At 58.6% G+C, this 19,500-nt stretch carries 19 protein-coding genes; 12 read left to right on the top strand and 7 right to left on the bottom strand.

All coding sequences use genetic code 11. The annotated features are described in order from the left end of the window. Positions 1 to 88: 88 nt before the first annotated feature. Together nth and DNK50_RS09670 are read left to right on the top strand one after the other, a co-directional pair. Positions 89 to 727 carry an endonuclease III gene (gene nth, locus DNK50_RS09675; RefSeq protein WP_099583483.1) on the top strand — a complete coding sequence of 213 codons (639 nt, stop codon included), beginning with the start codon at positions 89 to 91 and terminating at the stop codon, positions 725 to 727. 107 nt (positions 728 to 834) lie between these two features. Next, positions 835 to 1,017, top strand: coding sequence for a PA3496 family putative envelope integrity protein (locus DNK50_RS09670; protein WP_099583484.1), 183 nt, complete (start codon positions 835 to 837; stop codon positions 1,015 to 1,017). An 81-nt stretch (positions 1,018 to 1,098) separates the two neighbouring features. On the opposite strand, the gene DNK50_RS09665 is transcribed toward DNK50_RS09670, so the two are convergent. The 3 genes from DNK50_RS09665 to DNK50_RS09655 form a co-directional block, all read right to left on the bottom strand. Then, positions 1,099 to 1,731, bottom strand: coding sequence for a response regulator transcription factor (locus DNK50_RS09665; protein ID WP_099583485.1), 633 nt, complete (start codon positions 1,729 to 1,731; stop codon positions 1,099 to 1,101). A gap of 620 nt (positions 1,732 to 2,351) precedes the next feature. Next, positions 2,352 to 3,569 (bottom strand): argininosuccinate synthase, encoded by a 1,218-nt coding sequence (locus DNK50_RS09660; RefSeq protein WP_049709749.1) that lies wholly within the window; start codon positions 3,567 to 3,569, stop codon positions 2,352 to 2,354. A 129-nt stretch (positions 3,570 to 3,698) separates the two neighbouring features. After that, a complete protein-coding gene (locus DNK50_RS09655) occupies positions 3,699 to 4,607 on the bottom strand; it encodes an OmpA family protein (RefSeq protein WP_099583486.1) in 909 nt (302 codons plus the stop codon). Between the two features lie 156 nt (positions 4,608 to 4,763). Between DNK50_RS09655 and pyrC the strand changes: the two genes are divergently transcribed. Further along, positions 4,764 to 5,810 carry a dihydroorotase gene (gene pyrC / locus DNK50_RS09650; protein ID WP_099583487.1) on the top strand — a complete coding sequence of 349 codons (1,047 nt, stop codon included), beginning with the start codon at positions 4,764 to 4,766 and terminating at the stop codon, positions 5,808 to 5,810. Next, the gene (rnt, locus tag DNK50_RS09645) at positions 5,807 to 6,478 is read left to right on the top strand and encodes a ribonuclease T (RefSeq protein ID WP_032891788.1); all 672 of its coding nucleotides are present in this window, start codon (positions 5,807 to 5,809) and stop codon (positions 6,476 to 6,478) included. The genes pyrC and rnt overlap by 4 nt, the downstream gene beginning before the upstream one ends. Before the next feature lie 141 nt (positions 6,479 to 6,619). Here rnt and DNK50_RS09640 read toward each other — a convergent pair whose 3' ends face one another. Next, positions 6,620 to 7,222, bottom strand: a complete 603-nt coding sequence (locus DNK50_RS09640) for a peroxiredoxin (protein WP_003172097.1) — start codon at positions 7,220 to 7,222, stop codon at positions 6,620 to 6,622. A 244-nt stretch (positions 7,223 to 7,466) separates the two neighbouring features. On the opposite strand from DNK50_RS09640, the gene DNK50_RS09635 reads away from it, so the two are divergent. Together DNK50_RS09635 and bfr are read left to right on the top strand one after the other, a co-directional pair. Continuing rightward, positions 7,467 to 7,685, top strand: a complete 219-nt coding sequence (locus DNK50_RS09635) for a bacterioferritin-associated ferredoxin (protein ID WP_010564137.1) — start codon at positions 7,467 to 7,469, stop codon at positions 7,683 to 7,685. A gap of 201 nt (positions 7,686 to 7,886) precedes the next feature. Beyond that, the gene (gene bfr, locus DNK50_RS09630) at positions 7,887 to 8,357 is read left to right on the top strand and encodes a bacterioferritin (protein WP_017526353.1); all 471 of its coding nucleotides are present in this window, start codon (positions 7,887 to 7,889) and stop codon (positions 8,355 to 8,357) included. A 67-nt stretch (positions 8,358 to 8,424) separates the two neighbouring features. On the opposite strand, the gene grxD is transcribed toward bfr, so the two are convergent. Together grxD and DNK50_RS09620 are read right to left on the bottom strand one after the other, a co-directional pair. Continuing rightward, a complete protein-coding gene (gene grxD / locus DNK50_RS09625; protein ID WP_099583488.1) occupies positions 8,425 to 8,751 on the bottom strand; it encodes a Grx4 family monothiol glutaredoxin in 327 nt (108 codons plus the stop codon). Between the two features lie 77 nt (positions 8,752 to 8,828). Beyond that, on the bottom strand, positions 8,829 to 10,937 hold the full coding sequence (locus DNK50_RS09620; RefSeq protein WP_112193752.1) for a molybdopterin oxidoreductase family protein: 2,109 nt from the start codon (positions 10,935 to 10,937) through the stop codon (positions 8,829 to 8,831). 433 nt (positions 10,938 to 11,370) lie between these two features. Here DNK50_RS09620 and argF point away from each other — a divergent pair, with 433 nt between their 5' ends. Together argF and DNK50_RS09605 are read left to right on the top strand one after the other, a co-directional pair. Beyond that, entirely contained in the window at positions 11,371 to 12,291 is a 921-nt protein-coding gene (argF, locus tag DNK50_RS09610) for an ornithine carbamoyltransferase (RefSeq protein WP_112193750.1), read from the top strand. After that, the gene (locus tag DNK50_RS09605) at positions 12,288 to 13,394 is read left to right on the top strand and encodes an ABC transporter ATP-binding protein (RefSeq protein WP_099583491.1); all 1,107 of its coding nucleotides are present in this window, start codon (positions 12,288 to 12,290) and stop codon (positions 13,392 to 13,394) included. Before argF ends, DNK50_RS09605 begins: the two co-directional genes overlap by 4 nt. A gap of 67 nt (positions 13,395 to 13,461) precedes the next feature. On the opposite strand, the gene ybaK is transcribed toward DNK50_RS09605, so the two are convergent. Beyond that, positions 13,462 to 13,932, bottom strand: a complete 471-nt coding sequence (ybaK, locus tag DNK50_RS09600; RefSeq protein ID WP_112193748.1) for a Cys-tRNA(Pro) deacylase — start codon at positions 13,930 to 13,932, stop codon at positions 13,462 to 13,464. A 327-nt stretch (positions 13,933 to 14,259) separates the two neighbouring features. Here ybaK and DNK50_RS09595 point away from each other — a divergent pair, with 327 nt between their 5' ends. From DNK50_RS09595 to glpD, 4 genes are all read left to right on the top strand, one after another. After that, positions 14,260 to 15,114, top strand: coding sequence for an MIP/aquaporin family protein (locus DNK50_RS09595; protein WP_099583493.1), 855 nt, complete (start codon positions 14,260 to 14,262; stop codon positions 15,112 to 15,114). Between the two features lie 81 nt (positions 15,115 to 15,195). Further along, positions 15,196 to 16,701 carry a glycerol kinase GlpK gene (gene glpK / locus DNK50_RS09590; RefSeq protein ID WP_112193746.1) on the top strand — a complete coding sequence of 502 codons (1,506 nt, stop codon included), beginning with the start codon at positions 15,196 to 15,198 and terminating at the stop codon, positions 16,699 to 16,701. 83 nt (positions 16,702 to 16,784) lie between these two features. Continuing rightward, positions 16,785 to 17,540 (top strand): DeoR/GlpR family transcriptional regulator, encoded by a 756-nt coding sequence (locus DNK50_RS09585; RefSeq protein ID WP_017526345.1) that lies wholly within the window; start codon positions 16,785 to 16,787, stop codon positions 17,538 to 17,540. 265 nt (positions 17,541 to 17,805) lie between these two features. Then, positions 17,806 to 19,344: a glycerol-3-phosphate dehydrogenase gene (glpD, locus tag DNK50_RS09580; RefSeq protein WP_112193744.1), complete on the top strand. Its 1,539-nt coding sequence runs from the start codon at positions 17,806 to 17,808 to the stop codon at positions 19,342 to 19,344. Positions 19,345 to 19,500: the final 156 nt, after the last annotated feature.

The following is a 19,500-nucleotide window of genomic DNA, read 5'->3' as shown; positions in this document are numbered from 1 at the left end:
ATGCTCCTCGGGTCGTTGCTCGCAGGGTTCCAGGCCTGGACCCACTATTCGAAACTACGCTGATCGCCTGCAAGGAATCCTAAGCCCGATGAACGCCGCAAAACGCCTGGAAATTTTCCGCAGGTTTCACGAAGACAATCCGGAACCCAAGACCGAACTGGCCTACTCCTCGCCGTTCGAGTTGCTGATTGCGGTGATACTGTCGGCCCAGTCTACGGACGTTGGCGTCAACAAGGCCACGGCCAAGCTGTATCCCGTGGCAAACACACCAGAGGCAATCTATGCCCTGGGTGTGGACGGGTTGTCGGAGTACATCAAGACCATAGGCCTGTACAACAGCAAGGCCAAGAATGTCATCGAGACCTGCCGCCTATTGGTGGAACTGCATGGCAGCGAAGTGCCACGAACCCGCGAAGCCTTGGAAGCCCTGCCGGGCGTGGGACGCAAAACCGCGAACGTGGTGCTCAATACCGCATTCCGACAACTGACAATGGCCGTGGACACCCACATTTTCCGGGTCAGCAATCGAACCGGCATTGCGCGCGGCAAGAACGTGGTTGAGGTGGAAAAGCAGTTGATGAAATTTGTGCCCAAGCCTTACCTGCTCGACTCCCACCACTGGCTGATCCTGCACGGGCGTTACGTTTGCCAGGCACGCAAGCCACGCTGCGGCAGCTGCCGCATCGAAGACCTGTGCGAATACAAGGAAAAGACATCGGACGATTGAGAGCTCATTGGTTTTCTCGATCAATCGATTGAAAAAATCTTTTTTACCCGTCCCTGGATTATCGTTATAAGGAGCGCCAACGGCAGTCTTACTCCGGAGTTAACGTTATGAGCACTGACAAAGAACAGTTGGATGTGGAAGACGACCTCGTTGAGTCGGATGACGATGACGCGCAAGCCCCTGTGGCCGAGGTGGCCAAGACCAATCTGAGCAAACGCCGTACTATCGACAATCTTCTGGAAGAACGACGCTTGCAAAAACAACTGTCCGACTACGACTTCGATCTCTGAGGAGCGCTAGACGGCCGGAAGCCTCCCTGACGGAGGCTTTTTTATGCCGACGGTCCCGGACTATGTGCAGGCTGCCCCCCTCTATACCAAGCCATTACGCTGGGCGAGCTCGATCAGGTCCACGAGGGAACGAGCATTGAGCTTGAGCAGCAGGCGAGTCTTATAGGTGCTGACCGTCTTGTTGCTGAGGAACATTCCGTCGGCGATCTCCTTGTTGGTTCTACCCCGGGCCAATTGCTGCAACACCATCATTTCGCGACCCGACAAACGCTCGACCATATCGGCCTCGCTGGCATTGCCCATGGTAGAGCGTACCGAGTTGAGTGCCTGGTTCGGAAAGTAGCTGTAGCCCGACAACACTGCCTTGATCGCACTCAGCAGCTCGGTCAGGTCCTGTTGCTTGCACACATAGCCGGCAGCACCGGCCTGCATGCAACGCATGGAAAAATGACCAGGGGCCTGCGAGGTGAGCACCAGCACCTTGAACGGTATTGCTTGCTTGGTAGATGACAGCCGGCAAATAACTTCCAGGCCATCGAGTTTGGGAATCCCAATATCCAGTATGACAATGTCCGGCATATGCTCCCGTGCAAGTTGCAACGCATCGACACCGTTATCGGTCTCGGCAACGACCTCATAACCATGGCGTTCCATTAGCATACGCACAGCAAGACGAATGACGGGATGATCATCCACGATCAGCACTTTATTCATGAGAAAGTCCAATTTCGCTGTTCGAATTATTTAGAGCAAGCACAATAGCCTAGTCGTTTGCTAGTTGGCATAGCGCTCCCCCCCAGGCAAGAGCAAGCAGAGACCCACCCCACAGCGATAAAGGAAATGCCCTACAAAAAAACGCAGACTTGGATGTTTCCAGTTTTATAGAGCCTTTCAGACCTTTCCGGCATTTTTCATATTTTGAGTGAAATCTCCCTAGGAACCCCGACACCAAGTAACCATGCTGCACACCGCTATCAGGAAATGCCTCTTGCACATCGACTGCAGAGGCGCGGGCAGGGGTAAAAAAATCAACATTTTCAGCTCCATTTAACATATTTATTTACATCCTTATTTCCTACAGACCCATGTGCCTTTTACATACTCCCGTAACTACATGAGTGAATTATCTGTAAGACTGGTTCCTACACATATGTAAAAAATTCATTCCTCCCTACAAAAAACGCAGATAACGCACGACAATCAAGAGTCGAGTTTCCGAAAAGTTTGAACACTGGGTTTAAACAACCTTGAACAACACCGACTTATTTAAAATCCTGGGCAAAAAAAATGGCCCCTTGAAAACAAGGGGCCACTCTTCACAACCGGCGAAACCCTCAGAACAACGAGCGGCCTTTGTTGGCAGCGATGCGCATGCGCAATGCGTTCAACTTGATAAAGCCTGCTGCATCCGCCTGGTTATAGGCGCCGCCATCTTCTTCGAAGGTGGCGATGTTGGCGTCGAACAGCGAGTCATCGGACTTGCGACCGGTAACGATCACATTGCCCTTGTACAGCTTCAGGCGCACAACGCCATTCACGTGGGCCTGGGAGGCGTCGATCATCTGTTGCAGCATCAGACGCTCTGGGCTCCACCAGTAGCCGGTGTAGATCAGGCTGGCGTACTTGGGCATCAACTCGTCTTTGAGGTGAGCCACTTCGCGGTCCAGGGTGATGGACTCGATGGCGCGGTGAGCGCGCAGCATGATGGTGCCACCTGGAGTCTCGTAGCAGCCACGGGACTTCATGCCCACGTAGCGGTTCTCGACGATGTCGAGACGGCCAATACCGTGTTCGCCACCGATACGGTTCAGGGTCGCCAGCACGGTGGCCGGAGTCATTTCGACGCCGTCCAGTGCGACGATGTCGCCGTTGCGGTAGGTCAGTTCCAGGTATTGCGCCTTGTCTGGAGCGTTCTCCGGGGAGACGGTCCACTTCCACATGTCTTCTTCGTGCTCGGTCCAGGTGTCTTCCAGCACGCCGCCTTCATAGGAGATGTGCAGCAGGTTGGCGTCCATCGAGTACGGGGATTTCTTCTTGCCATGACGCTCGATCGGGATTGCGTGCTTTTCAGCGTAATCCATCAGCTTTTCACGGGAGAGCAAATCCCATTCACGCCAAGGAGCAATCACTTTCACGCCAGGCTTGAGTGCGTAGGCACCCAGTTCGAAACGCACCTGGTCGTTGCCCTTGCCGGTGGCGCCATGGGAAATGGCGTCGGCGCCGGTTTCGTTGGCGATTTCGATCAGGCGCTTGGCGATCAGCGGGCGTGCGATGGAGGTACCCAGCAGGTACTCGCCTTCGTAGACGGTGTTGGCGCGAAACATCGGGAAGACGAAATCGCGGACGAATTCTTCGCGCAGGTCGTCAATGTAGATCTCTTTCACGCCCATGGCTTGCGCCTTGGCACGTGCAGGTTCGACCTCTTCGCCCTGACCCAGGTCAGCGGTGAAGGTCACCACTTCACAGTTATAAGTATCCTGCAGCCACTTGAGGATCACCGAAGTGTCCAGGCCGCCGGAATACGCGAGAACGACCTTGTTTACGTCGGCCATGCCATCACTCCACGGGGTTGTACGGAAAGGCGTCGATTCTACCGACCAAAACCGTGAATTTACAGGGGCGCGACAGCAAATGAAGATAAAGCGACAGATTATGTCGAGGGCGCGACCGACGGCCGCCCCTTAAGAAGTGTGCGCGGGGTTGCTCGGCCCAGCAGCCTGAGGCGCCGGTTTCTCGGGGGCAGCCACCCGCTCAAGCTGAATATTCACCCGGCGGTTGCGCGCCCGGTTGGCGGCATTTGTATTCGGTGCCAAAGGATAGCTCTCGCCATGGAAGCGCAGGGTGATCTGGGATTCCTGAATGCCATTGGCCTTGAAGTAGTCCATCACCGCCAGTGCACGACGCCGTGATACATCGCGATTGCTCAGGCGATTGCCGCTGTTGTCCGAGTGACCGTTCAATTCGATGTGGTTGACGGTAGGGTCCGCTTTCAGGAACTCGAGAATCACCGCCAGCTTCTGCTTGGCCGCCGCGTCCAGCTCGATACCACCGCCGGGAAAACCGACTTCGGTCTGCTTGACCTGATCGTAATTCATCGGCAGCAACTTGGCCGTGCACAGCTGATAGTCACTGTAGGCCTTGTTGAATTTCACCGGCAGCAGGCGAATCTCTGAATAGCCGCCCTCGCGCCCGTAGTGACGCACGGTGGGTGAACGGCCATCGAGCAAGCCATTGAACAGGCGCCCGGCCTGGGCCTGGGAGCTGTTGAACAGCACATCGCCACTGCCTGCGCGCACGGCGCCGAGATTGATATCGCCACGACCAGGCTGCCACGGCGCCGCAGCGGCCAACAAGGTGGCGGATCCTGAACCCAGCGAGCCGTTATAGGCTTTCAGGCGGAATGTCGCCTGCTCACCGGCCCGGCGCACGAACTCACCCGAACCGAAATCGGTGATCGGTTGGGTCAGGCGGCACTCGAACTTGTCACCCTCCACCTTCCACTCAATATTCTCCAGACGTGTCTGGAACGTGAGGGCCATTGCAGGCAGGCTGGCGAACACACTGAGCAGGGCTAGATAATGCTGGCGCACGGGAGGCTCCACTGGTTTCTACAACACTTCAAAGCGTCATACATCGATAAGGCATACGAAAGGCTATCGGATGCATCCTGCAAAACTTGATAGCGAGTGCCTGCAAGAGTCTTTTCCGGTAGCATTCCCACCAGATTGACCCGCCTGGAATCCCCAATGTCCGACCGCCTGACCCTGCTGCGTCCCGACGACTGGCATATTCATCTTCGCGATGGTGCTGCGTTGCCCCAAACCGTGGCCGATGTAGCGCGCACGTTTGGCCGCGCCATCATCATGCCTAACCTGGTACCACCGGTGCGTAACGCCGCTGAAGCCGATGCCTATCGCCAGCGGATCCTCGCTGCACGACCGGCCGGCAGCCGCTTCGAACCATTGATGGTGCTCTACCTCACCGACCGCACCCAGCCCGAAGAAATTCGCGAGGCCAAGGCCAGCGGTTATGTACACGCCGCCAAGCTTTACCCGGCTGGCGCGACCACCAACTCCGATTCCGGCGTGACCAGCATCGACAAGATCCTGCCCGCCATCGAAGCCATGGCCGAAGTCGGCATGCCGCTGCTGATCCACGGTGAAGTCACCCGTGGCGACGTGGACGTGTTCGATCGCGAGAAGGTCTTCATCGACGAGCACATGCGCCGCGTGGTCGAGTTGTTCCCGACCCTCAAGGTGGTGTTCGAGCACATCACCACGGCCGATGCCGTGCAGTTCGTCACCGAGGCCTCGGCCAACGTCGGCGCAACCATCACCGCGCATCACCTGCTCTATAACCGCAACCATATGCTGGTGGGCGGGATTCGGCCGCACTTCTATTGCCTGCCGATCCTCAAGCGCAATACCCACCAGGTGGCGCTGCTGGATGCCGCGACCAGCGGGAACCCGAAGTTCTTCCTCGGCACTGACTCGGCGCCCCACGCCCAGCACGCCAAGGAAGCCGCGTGTGGCTGTGCCGGTTGCTACACCGCCTATGCCGCCATCGAGCTGTACGCCGAAGCGTTCGAACAACGCAATGCTCTGGATAAACTCGAAGGTTTCGCCAGCCTCAACGGCCCACGTTTCTATGGCCTGCCGGCGAATACCGACCGCATCACCCTGGTCCGGGAAGACTGGACCGCCCCTGCCAGCCTGCCATTTGGCGAGCTGACCGTTATCCCGCTGCGCGCCGGTGAAACACTGCGCTGGCGCCTGCTGGAGGAAAGCAAGTGAGTGAAGACCATTACGATGACGACCAGGAACACGGTGGCGGTGGTTCACGCCACCCGATGGCCGAACGTTTCCGCGGCTACCTGCCTGTCGTTATCGACGTAGAAACCGGCGGCTTCAATTGCGCCACCGATGCGCTGCTGGAAATTGCCGCGACGACCATCGGCATGGATGAACAGGGCTTCGTTTATCCAGAACACACCCATTTCTTCCGCGTCGAGCCGTTTGAAGGTGCCAACATCGAAGCGGCAGCCCTGGAGTTCACCGGGATCAAGCTGGATCACCCCTTGCGCATGGCCGTCAGCGAAGAAGCGGCACTGACCGACATTTTCCGTGGCGTTCGCAAGGCGTTGAAGGCCAATGGCTGCAAGCGTGCGATCCTGGTGGGGCATAACAGCAGCTTCGACCTGGGCTTCCTGAATGCTGCCGTGGCCCGCCTGGACATGAAGCGCAACCCGTTTCATCCGTTCTCCAGCTTCGACACCGCCACCCTGGCTGGCCTGGCTTATGGCCAGACCGTACTGGCCAAGGCGTGCCAGGCCGCCGGTATCGACTTCGACGGTCGCGAAGCCCACTCGGCGCGCTACGACACCGAGAAGACCGCTGATCTGTTCTGCGGCATCGTCAACCGCTGGAAACAAATGGGCGGTTGGGAAGACTTCGGCGACTGAGGCTGACTCGAACGGGCTTTCATGGCTAGGCGGGCTTGTCGTGGTGAGCGAGCTTGCTCGCTCACCACAACTAAAGGTCAAAACCCGCACATAAAAAAAACCGGCCCTCACAGGCCGGTTTTTTTTCGCCGCGAATCTGGCTTACAGCTTGCCAGCGTTCTCGGTCAGGTAAGCCGCAACGCCTTCTGGCGAAGCGTTCATGCCTTTGTCGCCTTTCTTCCAGTTGGCAGGGCAAACTTCGCCGTGCTCTTCGTGGAATTGCAGCGCGTCAACCAGGCGGATCAGCTCTTCCATGTTACGGCCCAGCGGCAGGTCGTTGATGATCTGCGAGCGAACAACGCCCTTGTCGTCGATCAGGAACGCGCCACGGAAGGCAACGCCGCCTTCAGACTCAACGTCGTAGGCCTTGGCGATGTCGTGCTTCATGTCAGCAGCCATAGTGTATTTGACTTTGCCGATGCCGCCATCGTTGATTGCGGTGTTGCGCCAGGCGTTGTGGGTGAAATGGGAGTCGATGGAAACAGCAACCACTTCAACGTTACGCGCCTTGAAATCGTCCATGCGGTGGTCCAGAGCGATCAGCTCCGAAGGGCAGACGAAGGTGAAGTCCAACGGGTAGAAGAACACCAGGCCGTATTTGCCTTTGATGGCTTCAGACAGCTTGAAGCTGTCTACGATTTCGCCATTGCCGAGGACGGCTGGTACGTCGAAATCCGGGGCTTGTTTGCCGACGAGTACGCTCATTGGGTATCTCCTGATGGGGGTGACTTGAAGTAAAAGGATCCCTTCCAGTGTGTCGTGGGTAAACGACAACGCTGTGACGGGATCACGCTTCGTGAAGACCGACCATCATACACGGCTCGGGAAAAAACCGTTCGTCAGCGGGTAATCATTCTGACCAGAGAAAGACAGAATCTACTTTGACAATCATTCTCGTTAACATTAAGATCCATCGCACTTAAGCCTTAACCCGCGACGGTTCTCCCTTATGTATGTGTGCCTGTGTACTGGCGTCACCGACGGACAAATCCGCGAAGCAATCTATGAAGGTTGCTGCAGCTACAAGGAAGTGCGCGAAACCACCGGCGTTGCCAGCCAATGTGGCAAATGTGCTTGCCTCGCCAAGCAAGTGGTTCGGGAAACCCTGACGCAGCTGCAGACAGCCCAGGCCGCGCTCCCGTACTCAGCAGAATTTACACACGCTTAAAACAGCGTGTTTTAAAGAACCGGACTTAGTGTCCGGTTTTTTTATGCCTGTAATTCAATTAGTTAGCGTCAAGACGCGGAACACAAACATTCTTATTCCGATTAATTTTCATTTATTATTCAATAACTTAGGTTTGACACTAGGGTTTTCGCCGCTCAAACTCCGCCCTATATACAGCTATTACAGGGCAGGACCCCAGTCATGAAAGGCGACATCTCAGTCATCCAGCAACTCAACAAAATCCTTGCCAATGAACTGGTCGCGATCAATCAGTACTTCCTGCATGCGCGCATGTATGACGACTGGGGCCTGGAAAAGCTCGGCAAGCGCGAATACAAAGAATCCATCAAGGCGATGAAGGACGCAGACGCGCTGATCAAGCGCATCCTGTTCCTCGAAGGCCTGCCGAACGTGCAGGACCTGGGTAAGCTGAACATCGGCGAGCACACCCAGGAAATGATCGGCAGCGACCTTGGTTTTGAACGCAAGAGCCACAGCGACCTCAAGGCCGCCATCGCTCACTGCGAAGCTCAGGGCGACTTCGGCAGCCGCGAGCTGCTGGAAGATATCCTGGAAGACCAGGAAGAACACATCGACTGGCTGGAAACCCAACTGGGCCTGATCGACAAGGTCACCCTGGAAAATTACCTGCAATCGCAGATGGGTGAATAACCCTCTCTCGCAGGCGTAAAAAAGCCCCGCTCTCTCACAAGAAGCGGGGCTTTTTATTGCAGGCGAATCAGGCGTCGGTCTTTGCCGCTGCGTCTTTGATCAGCGCCTGCAACGAACCATCAGCTGCCATTTCAGTGATGATATCGCTACCGCCAACCAGCTCACCGGCTACCCACAGTTGCGGGAAGGTCGGCCAGTTGGCGTACTTTGGCAGGTTGGCGCGGATTTCAGGGTTTTGCAGGATATCCACATAAGCGAACTTCTCGCCGCACGCCATCACAGCCTGGGACGCCTTCGCGGAGAAACCGCACTGAGGAGCGTTCGGAGCGCCCTTCATGTAAAGCAGAATGGTGTTGTTGGCAATCTGCTCTTTGATCGTTTCGATGATATCCATGGAACACCTCGGCTGGAACTTTGCGACTCACAGGTCGGCACGGTGGCGCATTGTAACGCAAAATTCCAGCCGGGTGCTCAGGCGGCTGCTACCTGGACCGGAACCCCATTGAGCGCAGCGTTGCCCGATAACTCATCCAACTGCCGTTCGTCGGTCAAATCATTCGCACTCGCCCCCGGTTGCGCACTGGCAATGCTCATCTGCACGCCTGGTCGGCCATGGCCCCAGCCATGTGGCAGGCTGACGACACCGGGCATCATCTCCAGGCTGGCCAGCACTTGCACCTCGATCATGCCGATGCGCGAACTCACGCGCACCTGCTGACCGTCACTCAGTTGCCGGCTGGCCAGATCATCGGGATGCATCAACAATTGATGCCGGGGCTTGCCCTTCACCAAGCGATGATAGTTATGCATCCAGGAATTATTGCTGCGCACATGCCGACGGCCGATCAGCAGCAGTTCGCCAGTCACGGGCGGCGGTTGCGCCGAGAAACGCGCGAGGTCAGCAAGAATCACCGCAGGCGCGGCCTGCACCTTGCCGTCAGGCGTTTTCAAACGCGCAATAAGGTTGGGCTGCAAAGGCCCCAAATCTACACCATGGGGATGATCGGCCAGCATCGCCACCGACAGCTTACGACTGGACCCATCACCGTACGCCCCGGCACGTAGTCCAAAGTCGATCATCTTGGCCGGCGGCATCGTCGGTTTAAGCACCGCCCCCGTCTGCGCCGCAAAGGCCGTGGCCAGGCCGACGAAAATTTCCCAGTCATGCAACGCCCCAGCAGGCTTGGGCAGGATCGCGCGGTTGAAACGGGTGACGTTACGCACCGCAAACATGTTGAAGGTGGTGTCGTAGTGATCGTTTTCCAGCGCGGAGGTGGACGGCAGGATCAGATCGGCATAGCGCGTCGTTTCGTTGATGTAGAGGTCGACGCTGACCATGAACTCCAACCCGTCCAGCGCCTGCTCCAACTGGCGACCATTGGGCGTCGACAGCACCGGATTGCCCGCCACGGTGATGAGTGCGCGGATCTGTCCTTCGCCTTCGGTAAGCATTTCTTCAGCCAGGGCCGACACCGGCAACTCGCCACCGTACTCTGGACGCCCGGAAACCCGGCTCTGCCAGCGGTTGAAATGCCCGCCACCGGTCGACGCCACCAGGTCCACCGCAGGTGAGGTGCACAAAGCGCCGCCGACCCGGTCCAGATTGCCGGTGACCAGGTTGATCAATTGCACCAACCAATGGCACAGCGTGCCAAACGCCTGGGTCGACACGCCCACGCGTCCGTAACACACGGCCTTGTCCGCGGCGGCAAAGTCCCGCGCCAATTGGCGGATCTGCTCGGCCGGCACCGCACACTGGCGGCTCATGGCCTCGGCAGTAAACCCAGCGATCGCACGGCGTACGTCCTCAAGACCTTCCACCGGTAAATGGCTGGTGCGTGTCAGGCCCTCAGTAAACAAGGTGTTGAGCACGCCGAACAACAGCGCCGCATCGCCGCCCGGCCGTACGAACAGGTGCTGGTCAGCCATGGCCGCCGTCTCACTGCGCCGAGGGTCAACCACCACGACTTTGCCGCCCCGGGCCTGAATGGCCTTTAGACGCTTTTCCACATCCGGCACGGTCATGATGCTGCCGTTGGACGCCAGCGGGTTGCCGCCCAGGATCAACATAAAGTCGGTATGGTCGATGTCCGGGATCGGCAGCAGCAGGCCATGGCCGTACATCAGGTGGCTGGTGAGGTGATGGGGCAACTGATCCACCGAGGTCGCGGAAAACCGATTGCGCGTCTTGAGCAAGCCGAGGAAGTAGTTGCTGTGGGTCATCAGCCCATAGTTGTGCACGCTGGGGTTGCCCTGATACACCGCCACCGCATTCTGCCCGTGGCGGGCCTGGATGCCGGCCAGCCGCTCGGCTACAAGCGCAAAGGCCTCGTCCCACGGGATCGGCTGCCATTCGCTGCCCACCCGCAACATGGGCTGGTGGAGGCGATCCGGGTCATTCTGAATATCCTGCAACGCCACTGCCTTGGGGCAGATGTGACCCCGACTGAACGTGTCCAGCGCGTCGCCCTTGATCGAGGTGATCGCCAGGCTGCCGTCTTCGGCTTGGGTGGTTTCCAGGGTCAGGCCACAAATGGCTTCACACAGATGGCAAGCACGGTGGTGGAGAGTCTTGGTCATGGCCAGTCTCTTTATAGGGGCTTTGATCTGACTATGAGCCGCGACCATGACGGGCGCCAGCATCGTTCGTCCCGTGAATCGCCGGCCATCAGGCCAAGCCATGACCAAGCATGAGCAAATGTTACGAAACCCCGCCCACAGCCTCCGAAACCGACTCAGCCTGATCCAAGCCCGCCCCCGCGCATTGCAAAAGGTTGCGACGCCAGTGTACAAATGGCCCGCTGCTGTCAGGAATTCGTCTTCAAAAGCGCTCTCGCGCCCTTCTTGAACACCCCTAAAAACGTAGCCCTATTGGTAAGACGCGACATTTAATGTCAATATCGCGCCTTCCCCTATTTCGTCGCCCCGTGCGGCTTTCGCCGCAGGTCTCGCCCGTTGTCACAATAAACAAGGCTTTGAGTATCTGCGGTCTGTTGCAAAAAGGTAGTTAATGATGAGCGCAAGGCACTTTCTCTCCCTGATGGATTGCACGCCCGAAGAGCTGGTCAGCGTGATCCGTCGAGGCATTGAGCTTAAAGACCTGCGTAACCGCGGCGTACTGTTCGAGCCTTTGAAAAACCGCGTTCTCGGCATGATTTTCGAGAAGTCGTCGACCCGCACCCGTGTGTCCTTTGAAGCCGGCATGATCCAGTTGGGTGGCCAAGCTATCTTTCTGTCCTCGCGCGACACTCAATTGGGCCGTGGCGAACCAGTCGCCGACAGCGCCCGTGTCATGTCGCGCATGCTCGATGCGGTGATGATCCGCACATTTGCCCATAGCACCGTTACCGAATTTTCCGCCAACTCACGGGTTCCGGTGATCAACGGCCTGTCCGATGACCTGCACCCCTGCCAGTTGCTGGCTGACATGCAGACGTTCCTGGAACATCGCGGCTCGATCCAAGGCAAAACCGTGGCCTGGATCGGCGACGGCAACAACATGTGCAACAGCTATATAGAAGCGGCGATTCAGTTCGACTTCCAGCTGCGCATTGCCTGCCCGGAAGGCTACGAGCCGGATGCGCGCTTCCTGGCACAGGCTGGCGATCGCGTCACCCTCGTGCGCGACCCACGTGAAGCCGTACTCGGCGCGCATCTGGTCAGCACCGACGTCTGGACCTCCATGGGTCAGGAAGACGAAACCACCAAGCGCCTGGCCCTGTTCGCACCATTCCAGGTGAACCGCGCTTTGCTCGACCTGGCCGCGCCGGATGTGCTGTTCATGCACTGCCTGCCCGCCCACCGGGGTGAAGAAATCAGCCTCGACCTGCTTGACGATGAGCGTTCGGTCGCCTGGGACCAGGCCGAAAACCGTCTGCACGCCCAGAAGGCCCTGCTCGAATTCCTCGTCCCACCGTCGTACCACCACGCATGAGCCAGCCCCTTCTGCTGAACCTGCGCAATCTGGCATGCGGCTATCAAGATCAACGGGTGGTGCAGAACCTCAATCTGCACCTCAACGCGGGTGATATCGGTTGCCTGCTCGGTTCCTCGGGCTGCGGCAAAACCACCACCTTGCGTGCCATTGCAGGCTTTGAGCCAGTGCACGAAGGCGAAATCAGCCTGGCGGGCGAAGTGATCTCCAGTGCCGGTTTTACCCTGGCACCGGAGAAACGTCGCATCGGTATGGTGTTCCAGGACTACGCGCTGTTTCCCCACCTCAGCGTGGCCGACAACATCGCGTTCGGTATCCGCAAGCATCCGCAAAAGGACCGCGTAGTCGCCGAACTGCTGGAGCTGGTCAACCTGAAGAATCTGGGCAAGCGCTTCCCCCACGAACTGTCCGGCGGCCAGCAGCAACGTGTCGCCCTCGCCCGCGCCCTCGCCCCGGAGCCGCAACTGCTGCTGCTGGACGAACCCTTCTCCAACCTCGATGGCGAACTGCGGCGCAAGCTCAGCCATGAGGTGCGCGACATCCTCAAGGCACGCGGCACCAGTGCGATCCTGGTCACCCATGATCAGGAAGAAGCCTTCGCCGTCAGCGATCAAGTGGGTGTGTTCAAGGAAGGCCGGCTGGAGCAGTGGGACACGCCCTACAACCTCTACCACGAACCGCAGACACCTTACGTCGCGAGCTTTATCGGCCAGGGTTATTTCATTCGTGGCCAACTGAGCTCGCCCGAATCCGTCAGCACCGAACTGGGTGACCTGCGCGGCAATCGCGCCTACACCTGGCCGACCGGCGGCGCGGTGGATGTGCTGCTACGCCCGGATGACATCGTCTATGCGCCGGACAGCGCGTTGAAAGCACGGATCGTCGGCAAGACGTTCCTCGGCGCATCGACCTTGTACCGCTTGCAACTGCCGACTGGCGCGCAACTGGAATCGATTTTCCCCAGCCATGCCGATCATCAGGTAGGGGCGGATGTGGGGATTCGCGTGGCGGCTGAACATCTGGTGCTGTTTCAGGCCTCGGGCAGCGTTGCCGCGCAGATCCCTCAAGCCGAATCCGGCGTACGACGCCACAGCCCGACCTGAAAACACAGAGAACACATGTGGGAGGGAGCTTGCCCCCTCCCACATTGGAGTTCACCGGAGCCTGAGATTACTCCCTGCCAATCGGCGCGAACTTGGCCTGGGTGTGTTCAGCCAGCACCTGCGCCGACAGCTCCACCTCCAGCCCCCTTCTGCCCGCACTGACAAAAATCGTTGCAAACGGCTGCGCCGTCACATCGATAAACGTGCGCAGACGCTTCTTCTGCCCCAGCGGGCTGATGCCTCCCAACAGGTAGCCGGTAGAACGCTGGGCCGCAGCCGGGTCGGCCATTTCTACTTTTTTCACCCCCGCCGCCTGCGCCAAGGCTTTCAAGTCCAGACTTCCGACGACCGGCACCACCGCCACCAATAATTCGCCCTTTTCACTGCTGGCCAATAAGGTCTTGAACACCTGCGCCGGGTCTAGGCTCAATTTCTCTGCGGCTTCCAGACCATAGGAAGCGGCCTTGGGATCGTGTTCATAACTGTGGATGCGATGTTCGGCGCGAACTTTTTTCAACAAATCCAATGCGGGGGTCATGACGTCTCCGGCGGTGGCTAACAGATGGCCAATTCTAGGCCAAGCCCACGTAAAACGCTCTAGTGCGCACCTCTCTCCAGCCGATAGTCCATGGAGCAAGCATGATCATTCATCAAACCCATAGTTAGAAAGTGACTGACCGTTCACTTTCGACCTTTGACAGCGGTCATTCTTGTCTATATTTTTTCGCTTACGAACACTGTACGAATGTTCCTACAGCGCTCCAGCAGTAAGCCGTGCCTTGGATGGGGATCCTCGTCACGGTGAAAATCGCGCAACCGTCCGTTGAGGCGGTGCGCCAGACAAGAACAACAATCGAGGTTTTCCATGACAACTGCTCTTCAACAGCCTTCACTTTCGAGCCAATGCATGGCCGAATTCCTGGGGACTGCGCTTCTGATCTTCTTCGGTACAGGATGTGTCGCTGCGCTCAAGGTCGCGGGTGCCAGCTTTGGTCTGTGGGAAATCAGCATTATCTGGGGGATCGGCGTCAGCATGGCGATCTACCTGAGCGCCGGTATTTCCGGGGCTCACCTCAATCCAGCCGTCAGCATCGCCCTGTGCCTCTTCGCCGATTTCGAAAAGCGCAAACTGCCTTTCTATATCCTCGCCCAAGTGGCCGGCGCGTTCTGCTCCGCTGCGCTGGTGTACACGCTCTACAGCAATCTGTTTTTCGATTACGAACAAACCCACCATCTGGTGCGCGGTACGCAGGCCAGCCTGGAATTGGCCTCAGTGTTCTCCACGTATCCACATGCCCTACTGAGTACTGCACAGGCGTTCCTGGTGGAAATGGTCATCACCGCCATCCTGATGGGCGTGATCATGGCCCTGACCGATGACAACAATGGCTTGCCACGCGGCCCGTTGGCTCCGCTGCTGATCGGCCTGCTGATTGCAGTGATTGGCAGTGCCATGGGGCCGTTGACCGGCTTTGCGATGAACCCGGCGCGGGATTTCGGGCCCAAGCTGATGACCTTCTTCGCGGGTTGGGGTGAAATGGCCTTTACTGGCGGGCGCGATATTCCTTACTTCCTCGTACCCGTTTTCGCGCCGATTGTCGGCGCATGCCTGGGTGCTGCGGCCTATCGCGGGCTGATTGCCCGTCATCTGCCGAGCGCCGCACCTGCTGTAGCTGAAACCCAAGACACCGCCGTCACTGGCGAAACCCGTATTTCCTGATAAGACCGCCTGGTCCCTACTGCCCTTTTAGTGGCCCAGGCTGTTGATCCACTCCCTTATTTCTCGTCCAAGGCAATCGACATGACCGACATTCAGAATAAGAACTACATCATTGCCCTTGATCAGGGCACCACCAGTTCGCGGGCGATCATCTTTGATCGTGACGCTAACGTGGTCTGCACCGCCCAGCGTGAATTCGCTCAGCACTACCCGCAAGCTGGCTGGGTCGAACACGATCCGATGGAAATCTTCGCCACCCAGAGCGCGGTCATGGTCGAAGCCCTGGCCCAGGCTGGTCTGCACCATGACCAGGTCGCCGCCATCGGTATCACCAACCAGCGTGAAACCACCGTGGTGTGGGACAAAATCACCGGCCGCCCGATCTACAATGCCATCGTCTGGCAATGTCGCCGCAGCACCGAGATCTGCCAGCAGCTCAAGCGTGACGGCCACGAACATTACATCAGCGACACCACCGGCCTGGTCACCGACCCGTACTTCTCCGGCACCAAGCTCAAGTGGATCCTCGATAACGTCGAAGGCAGCCGCGAGCGCGCACGCAACGGCGAGCTGCTGTTCGGCACCGTGGACAGCTGGCTGATCTGGAAATTTACCGGCGGCAAGACCCACGTCACCGATTACACCAACGCGTCACGCACCATGCTCTTCAACATCCACACGTTGGAGTGGGACGCGAAGATGCTGGAGATCCTCGACGTTCCGCGCGAAATGCTGCCGGAAGTGAAATCCTCCTCGGAAATCTATGGCCGCACCAAAAGCGGCATTGCCATTGGCGGTATTGCCGGTGACCAGCAAGCCGCGCTGTTCGGCCAGATGTGCGTGGAAGCCGGCCAGGCCAAGAACACCTACGGCACCGGCTGCTTCCTGCTGATGAACACCGGCGACAAAGCGGTGAAATCCAAGCACGGCATGTTGACCACCATCGCCTGCGGCCCGCGTGGCGAAGTGGCTTACGCCCTGGAAGGCGCGGTCTTCAACGGTGGTTCCACCGTGCAGTGGCTGCGCGATGAACTGAAGATCATCGCCGACGCCACCGACACCGAATACTTCGCCGGCAAGGTCAAGGACAGCAATGGTGTGTATCTGGTCCCAGCCTTCACCGGCCTGGGCGCTCCGTACTGGGACCCCTACGCCCGTGGCGCGCTGTTCGGCCTGACCCGTGGCGTACGTGTTGATCACATTATTCGTGCAGCCCTGGAGTCGATTGCCTACCAGACCCGCGACGTTCTCGACGCCATGCAGCAGGACTCCGGCGAACGCCTCAAAGCCCTGCGTGTGGACGGCGGCGCGGTCGCCAACAACTTCCTGATGCAGTTCCAGGCCGACATCCTCGGCACCCAGGTCGAGCGCCCGCAAATGCGCGAGACCACGGCATTGGGCGCCGCCTACCTGGCAGGCCTGGCCTGTGGTTTCTGGGGCAGCCTGGACGAGTTGCGTGGCAAGGCAGTGATCGAGCGCGAATTCGAACCACAGCTGGATGAAGCGGCCAAAGAGAAACTCTACGCCGGCTGGCAAAAAGCCGTCAGCCGCACCCGCGATTGGGAACCGCACGAAGGCGCCGAATAAGCCAAGCGCCGGTTGTAACTGGTCGGGAGCAGATTCCTGCGTCATCATGGGCCACTTTTGTATGGCAGCCCAAAGGACGCCCCATGAATCTGCCTCCCCGCCAACAACAAATCCTCGAACTGGTCCGCGAACGCGGCTACGTGAGTATCGAGGAAATGGCGCAGTTGTTCGTTGTCACCCCGCAAACCATCCGCCGCGATATCAACCAACTGGCGGACGCCAATCTGCTGCGCCGCTACCACGGCGGCGCAGCCTATGACTCCAGCGTTGAAAACACCGCGTACGCCATGCGTGCCGACCAGATGCGCGACGAGAAACAGCGCATCGGCGAAGCCATCGCCGCGCAAATCCCCGATCACGCCTCGCTGTTCATCAATATCGGCACCACGACCGAGTCCATCGCCCGTGCGCTGCTCAATCACAACCACCTGAAAATCATCACCAACAACCTCAACGTCGCCACCATGCTCAGCGCCAAGGATGACTTCGACGTGCTGCTGACCGGCGGTAACGTAAGGCGTGACGGCGGCGTGGTGGGCCAGGCCAGCGTGGACTTCATCAACCAGTTCAAGGTCGACTTTGCCTTGGTGGGTATCAGCGGCATTGATGAAGACGGCAGCCTGCTGGATTTCGATTACCAGGAAGTCAGGGTTTCCCAAGCGATCATCGCCAATGCGCGCCAGGTGATCCTGGCGGCCGACTCCAGCAAATTCGGGCGCAACGCCATGATTCGCCTGGGGCCGATCAGCCTGGTGGACTGTTTGGTGACCGACCAGCAGCCGGTGCCGGCGTTGGTGCAGTTGCTCAATGAGCATAAGGTTCGGCTGGAAGTCGTGTAGCGCCTGCAACACCGCCATCGGGGGCAAGCCCCCTCCCACCTTTGAATGTGCACACCGATCAAAATGTGGGAGGGGGCTTGCCCCCGATGGCGATCTATCCGACACCCACCCTTCAGGAATCATGTTCACAATTCTTCCTTTCCCTACCCTTTGATGAGTTTTTTCAATCAAAGTCGGGTGGCTGTGCCCGCGTTTATCAGCTACCATTTTCGCAAATGAACATTAATGTTCGAATTCAAAGACGAAAAAATCGCGAGGCCAGCCGATGAACCCTTCCACCTTGCCTGCCCCACCGCTTGCCGAAATCTATGACGTTGCCGTGATCGGCGGCGGGATCAACGGCGTCGGCATAGCAGCGGACGCAGCCGGTCGCGGTTTGTCGGTGTTCCTTTGCGAAAAGGACGACCTGGCCAGCCACACCTCCTCCGCCAGCAGCAAGCTGATCCACGGTGGCCTGCGCTACCTGGAGCATTACGAATTCCGCTTGGTGCGTGAAGCGCTGGCCGAACGTGAAGTGCTGCTGGCCAAGGCCCCGCACATCGTCAAGCAGATGCGCTTTGTATTGCCGCACCGCCCGCATCTGCGCCCGGCGTGGATGATCCGCGCAGGCCTGTTCCTGTACGACCACCTGGGCAAGCGTGAAAAGCTCGCCGGCTCCAAAAGCCTCAAGTTCGGCGCCGACAGCCCGTTGAAAAGCGAAATCACCAAGGGTTTCGAGTATTCCGACTGCTGGGTCGATGACGCCCGCCTGGTCGTACTCAACGCCATGGCCGCCCGTGAAAAAGGCGCGCACATCCACACCCAGACCCGTTGCATCAGCGCACACCGCAGCAACGGCATGTGGGACATGAACATGGAACGCGCCGATGGCAGCCTCTTCTCGATCCGCGCCCGCGCGCTGGTGAATGCCGCTGGCCCGTGGGTCGCCAAATTCATCAAGGACGACCTGAAGCTGGATTCGCCCTACGGCATCCGCCTGATCCAGGGCAGCCACCTGATCGTGCCGAAACTGTACGAGGGCGCCCACGCGCACATCCTGCAGAACGAAGACCAACGCATCGTTTTCACCATTCCGTACCTGAACCACCTGACCATCATCGGCACCACTGACCGCGAATACACCGGCGACCCGGCGAAAGTGGCGATCACCGAAGGTGAAACCGACTACATGCTCAAGGTGGTCAACGCACACTTCAAGAAGCAACTGAGCCGCGATGACATCGTCCACACCTACTCAGGCGTGCGTCCGCTGTGCAACGACGAGTCGGATAACCCATCGGCCATCACCCGCGACTACACCTTGTCACTGTCTGGTGGTTCGGGCGAGGCGCCGATCCTATCGGTTTTTGGCGGCAAGCTGACCACCTATCGCAAGCTTGCCGAGTCGGCGATGGCGCAATTGGCCCCGTACTTCACCCAGATGCGCCCGAGCTGGACCGCCAAGGCCAGCCTGCCGGGCGGCGAACACATGACCACGCCAGAAGCGCTGGCCGAAGCGATTCGCAGCAAATTCGACTGGGTGCCAAGCGAAATCGCACGCCGCTGGTCCACCACCTACGGCAGCCGCAGCTGGCGCCTGCTGGAGGGCGTGCAATCGCTGGCCGACCTCGGCGACCACCTGGGTGGCGGCCTGTATACCCGCGAAGTCGACTACCTGTGTGCTGAAGAATGGGTGACCCAACCGCAGGACGTGCTGTGGCGCCGCACCAAGCTTGGCCTGTTCACCACCCCGCAAGAGCAGGACAACCTGCAACGCTATCTGTCCCAGGTTGAGCAGAACCGCAGCAAGATCCAGGCGGCCTGACAGACGCATCGTACAAAAGCCCCTGCGCCGTGAGGCCCAGGGGCTTTTTTATGCCGGCCAGATCATTCGGTTTTCCGAACGCGACACCCCAGCCTAGTCGGTTTGCCGGATTAAACAGTTACGTATTTACCGTCACACAAAGTTAATAACCATATA

This window comes from Pseudomonas sp. LG1E9, assembly GCF_003290225.1.
Lineage (GTDB): Bacteria > Pseudomonadota > Gammaproteobacteria > Pseudomonadales > Pseudomonadaceae > Aquipseudomonas > Aquipseudomonas cyclaminis.
The sequence above is the reverse complement of the archived record's forward strand: the minus strand, read 5'-3'. Positions and strand labels throughout refer to the sequence as shown.

What these genes read in the sequence shown, in the direction of transcription:
- pyrC (WP_099583487.1), top strand. Translation starts at nt 4,764, where the DNA reads ATGTCCGACCGCCTGACCCTGCTGCGTCCCGACGACTGGCATATTCAT.
- ybaK (WP_112193748.1), bottom strand. Translation starts at nt 13,932, where the DNA reads ATGACCCCCGCATTGGATTTGTTGAAAAAAGTTCGCGCCGAACATCGC.
- glpK (WP_112193746.1), top strand. Translation starts at nt 15,196, where the DNA reads ATGACCGACATTCAGAATAAGAACTACATCATTGCCCTTGATCAGGGC.
- DNK50_RS09670 (WP_099583484.1), top strand. Translation starts at nt 835, where the DNA reads ATGAGCACTGACAAAGAACAGTTGGATGTGGAAGACGACCTCGTTGAG.
- DNK50_RS09640 (WP_003172097.1), bottom strand. Translation starts at nt 7,222, where the DNA reads ATGAGCGTACTCGTCGGCAAACAAGCCCCGGATTTCGACGTACCAGCC.
- grxD (WP_099583488.1), bottom strand. Translation starts at nt 8,751, where the DNA reads ATGGATATCATCGAAACGATCAAAGAGCAGATTGCCAACAACACCATT.
- DNK50_RS09585 (WP_017526345.1), top strand. Translation starts at nt 16,785, where the DNA reads ATGAATCTGCCTCCCCGCCAACAACAAATCCTCGAACTGGTCCGCGAA.
- DNK50_RS09665 (WP_099583485.1), bottom strand. Translation starts at nt 1,731, where the DNA reads ATGAATAAAGTGCTGATCGTGGATGATCATCCCGTCATTCGTCTTGCT.
- DNK50_RS09620 (WP_112193752.1), bottom strand. Translation starts at nt 10,937, where the DNA reads ATGACCAAGACTCTCCACCACCGTGCTTGCCATCTGTGTGAAGCCATT.
- nth (WP_099583483.1), top strand. Translation starts at nt 89, where the DNA reads ATGAACGCCGCAAAACGCCTGGAAATTTTCCGCAGGTTTCACGAAGAC.
- argF (WP_112193750.1), top strand. Translation starts at nt 11,371, where the DNA reads ATGAGCGCAAGGCACTTTCTCTCCCTGATGGATTGCACGCCCGAAGAG.
- glpD (WP_112193744.1), top strand. Translation starts at nt 17,806, where the DNA reads ATGAACCCTTCCACCTTGCCTGCCCCACCGCTTGCCGAAATCTATGAC.
- DNK50_RS09635 (WP_010564137.1), top strand. Translation starts at nt 7,467, where the DNA reads ATGTATGTGTGCCTGTGTACTGGCGTCACCGACGGACAAATCCGCGAA.
- DNK50_RS09595 (WP_099583493.1), top strand. Translation starts at nt 14,260, where the DNA reads ATGACAACTGCTCTTCAACAGCCTTCACTTTCGAGCCAATGCATGGCC.
- bfr (WP_017526353.1), top strand. Translation starts at nt 7,887, where the DNA reads ATGAAAGGCGACATCTCAGTCATCCAGCAACTCAACAAAATCCTTGCC.
- DNK50_RS09605 (WP_099583491.1), top strand. Translation starts at nt 12,288, where the DNA reads ATGAGCCAGCCCCTTCTGCTGAACCTGCGCAATCTGGCATGCGGCTAT.
- DNK50_RS09660 (WP_049709749.1), bottom strand. Translation starts at nt 3,569, where the DNA reads ATGGCCGACGTAAACAAGGTCGTTCTCGCGTATTCCGGCGGCCTGGAC.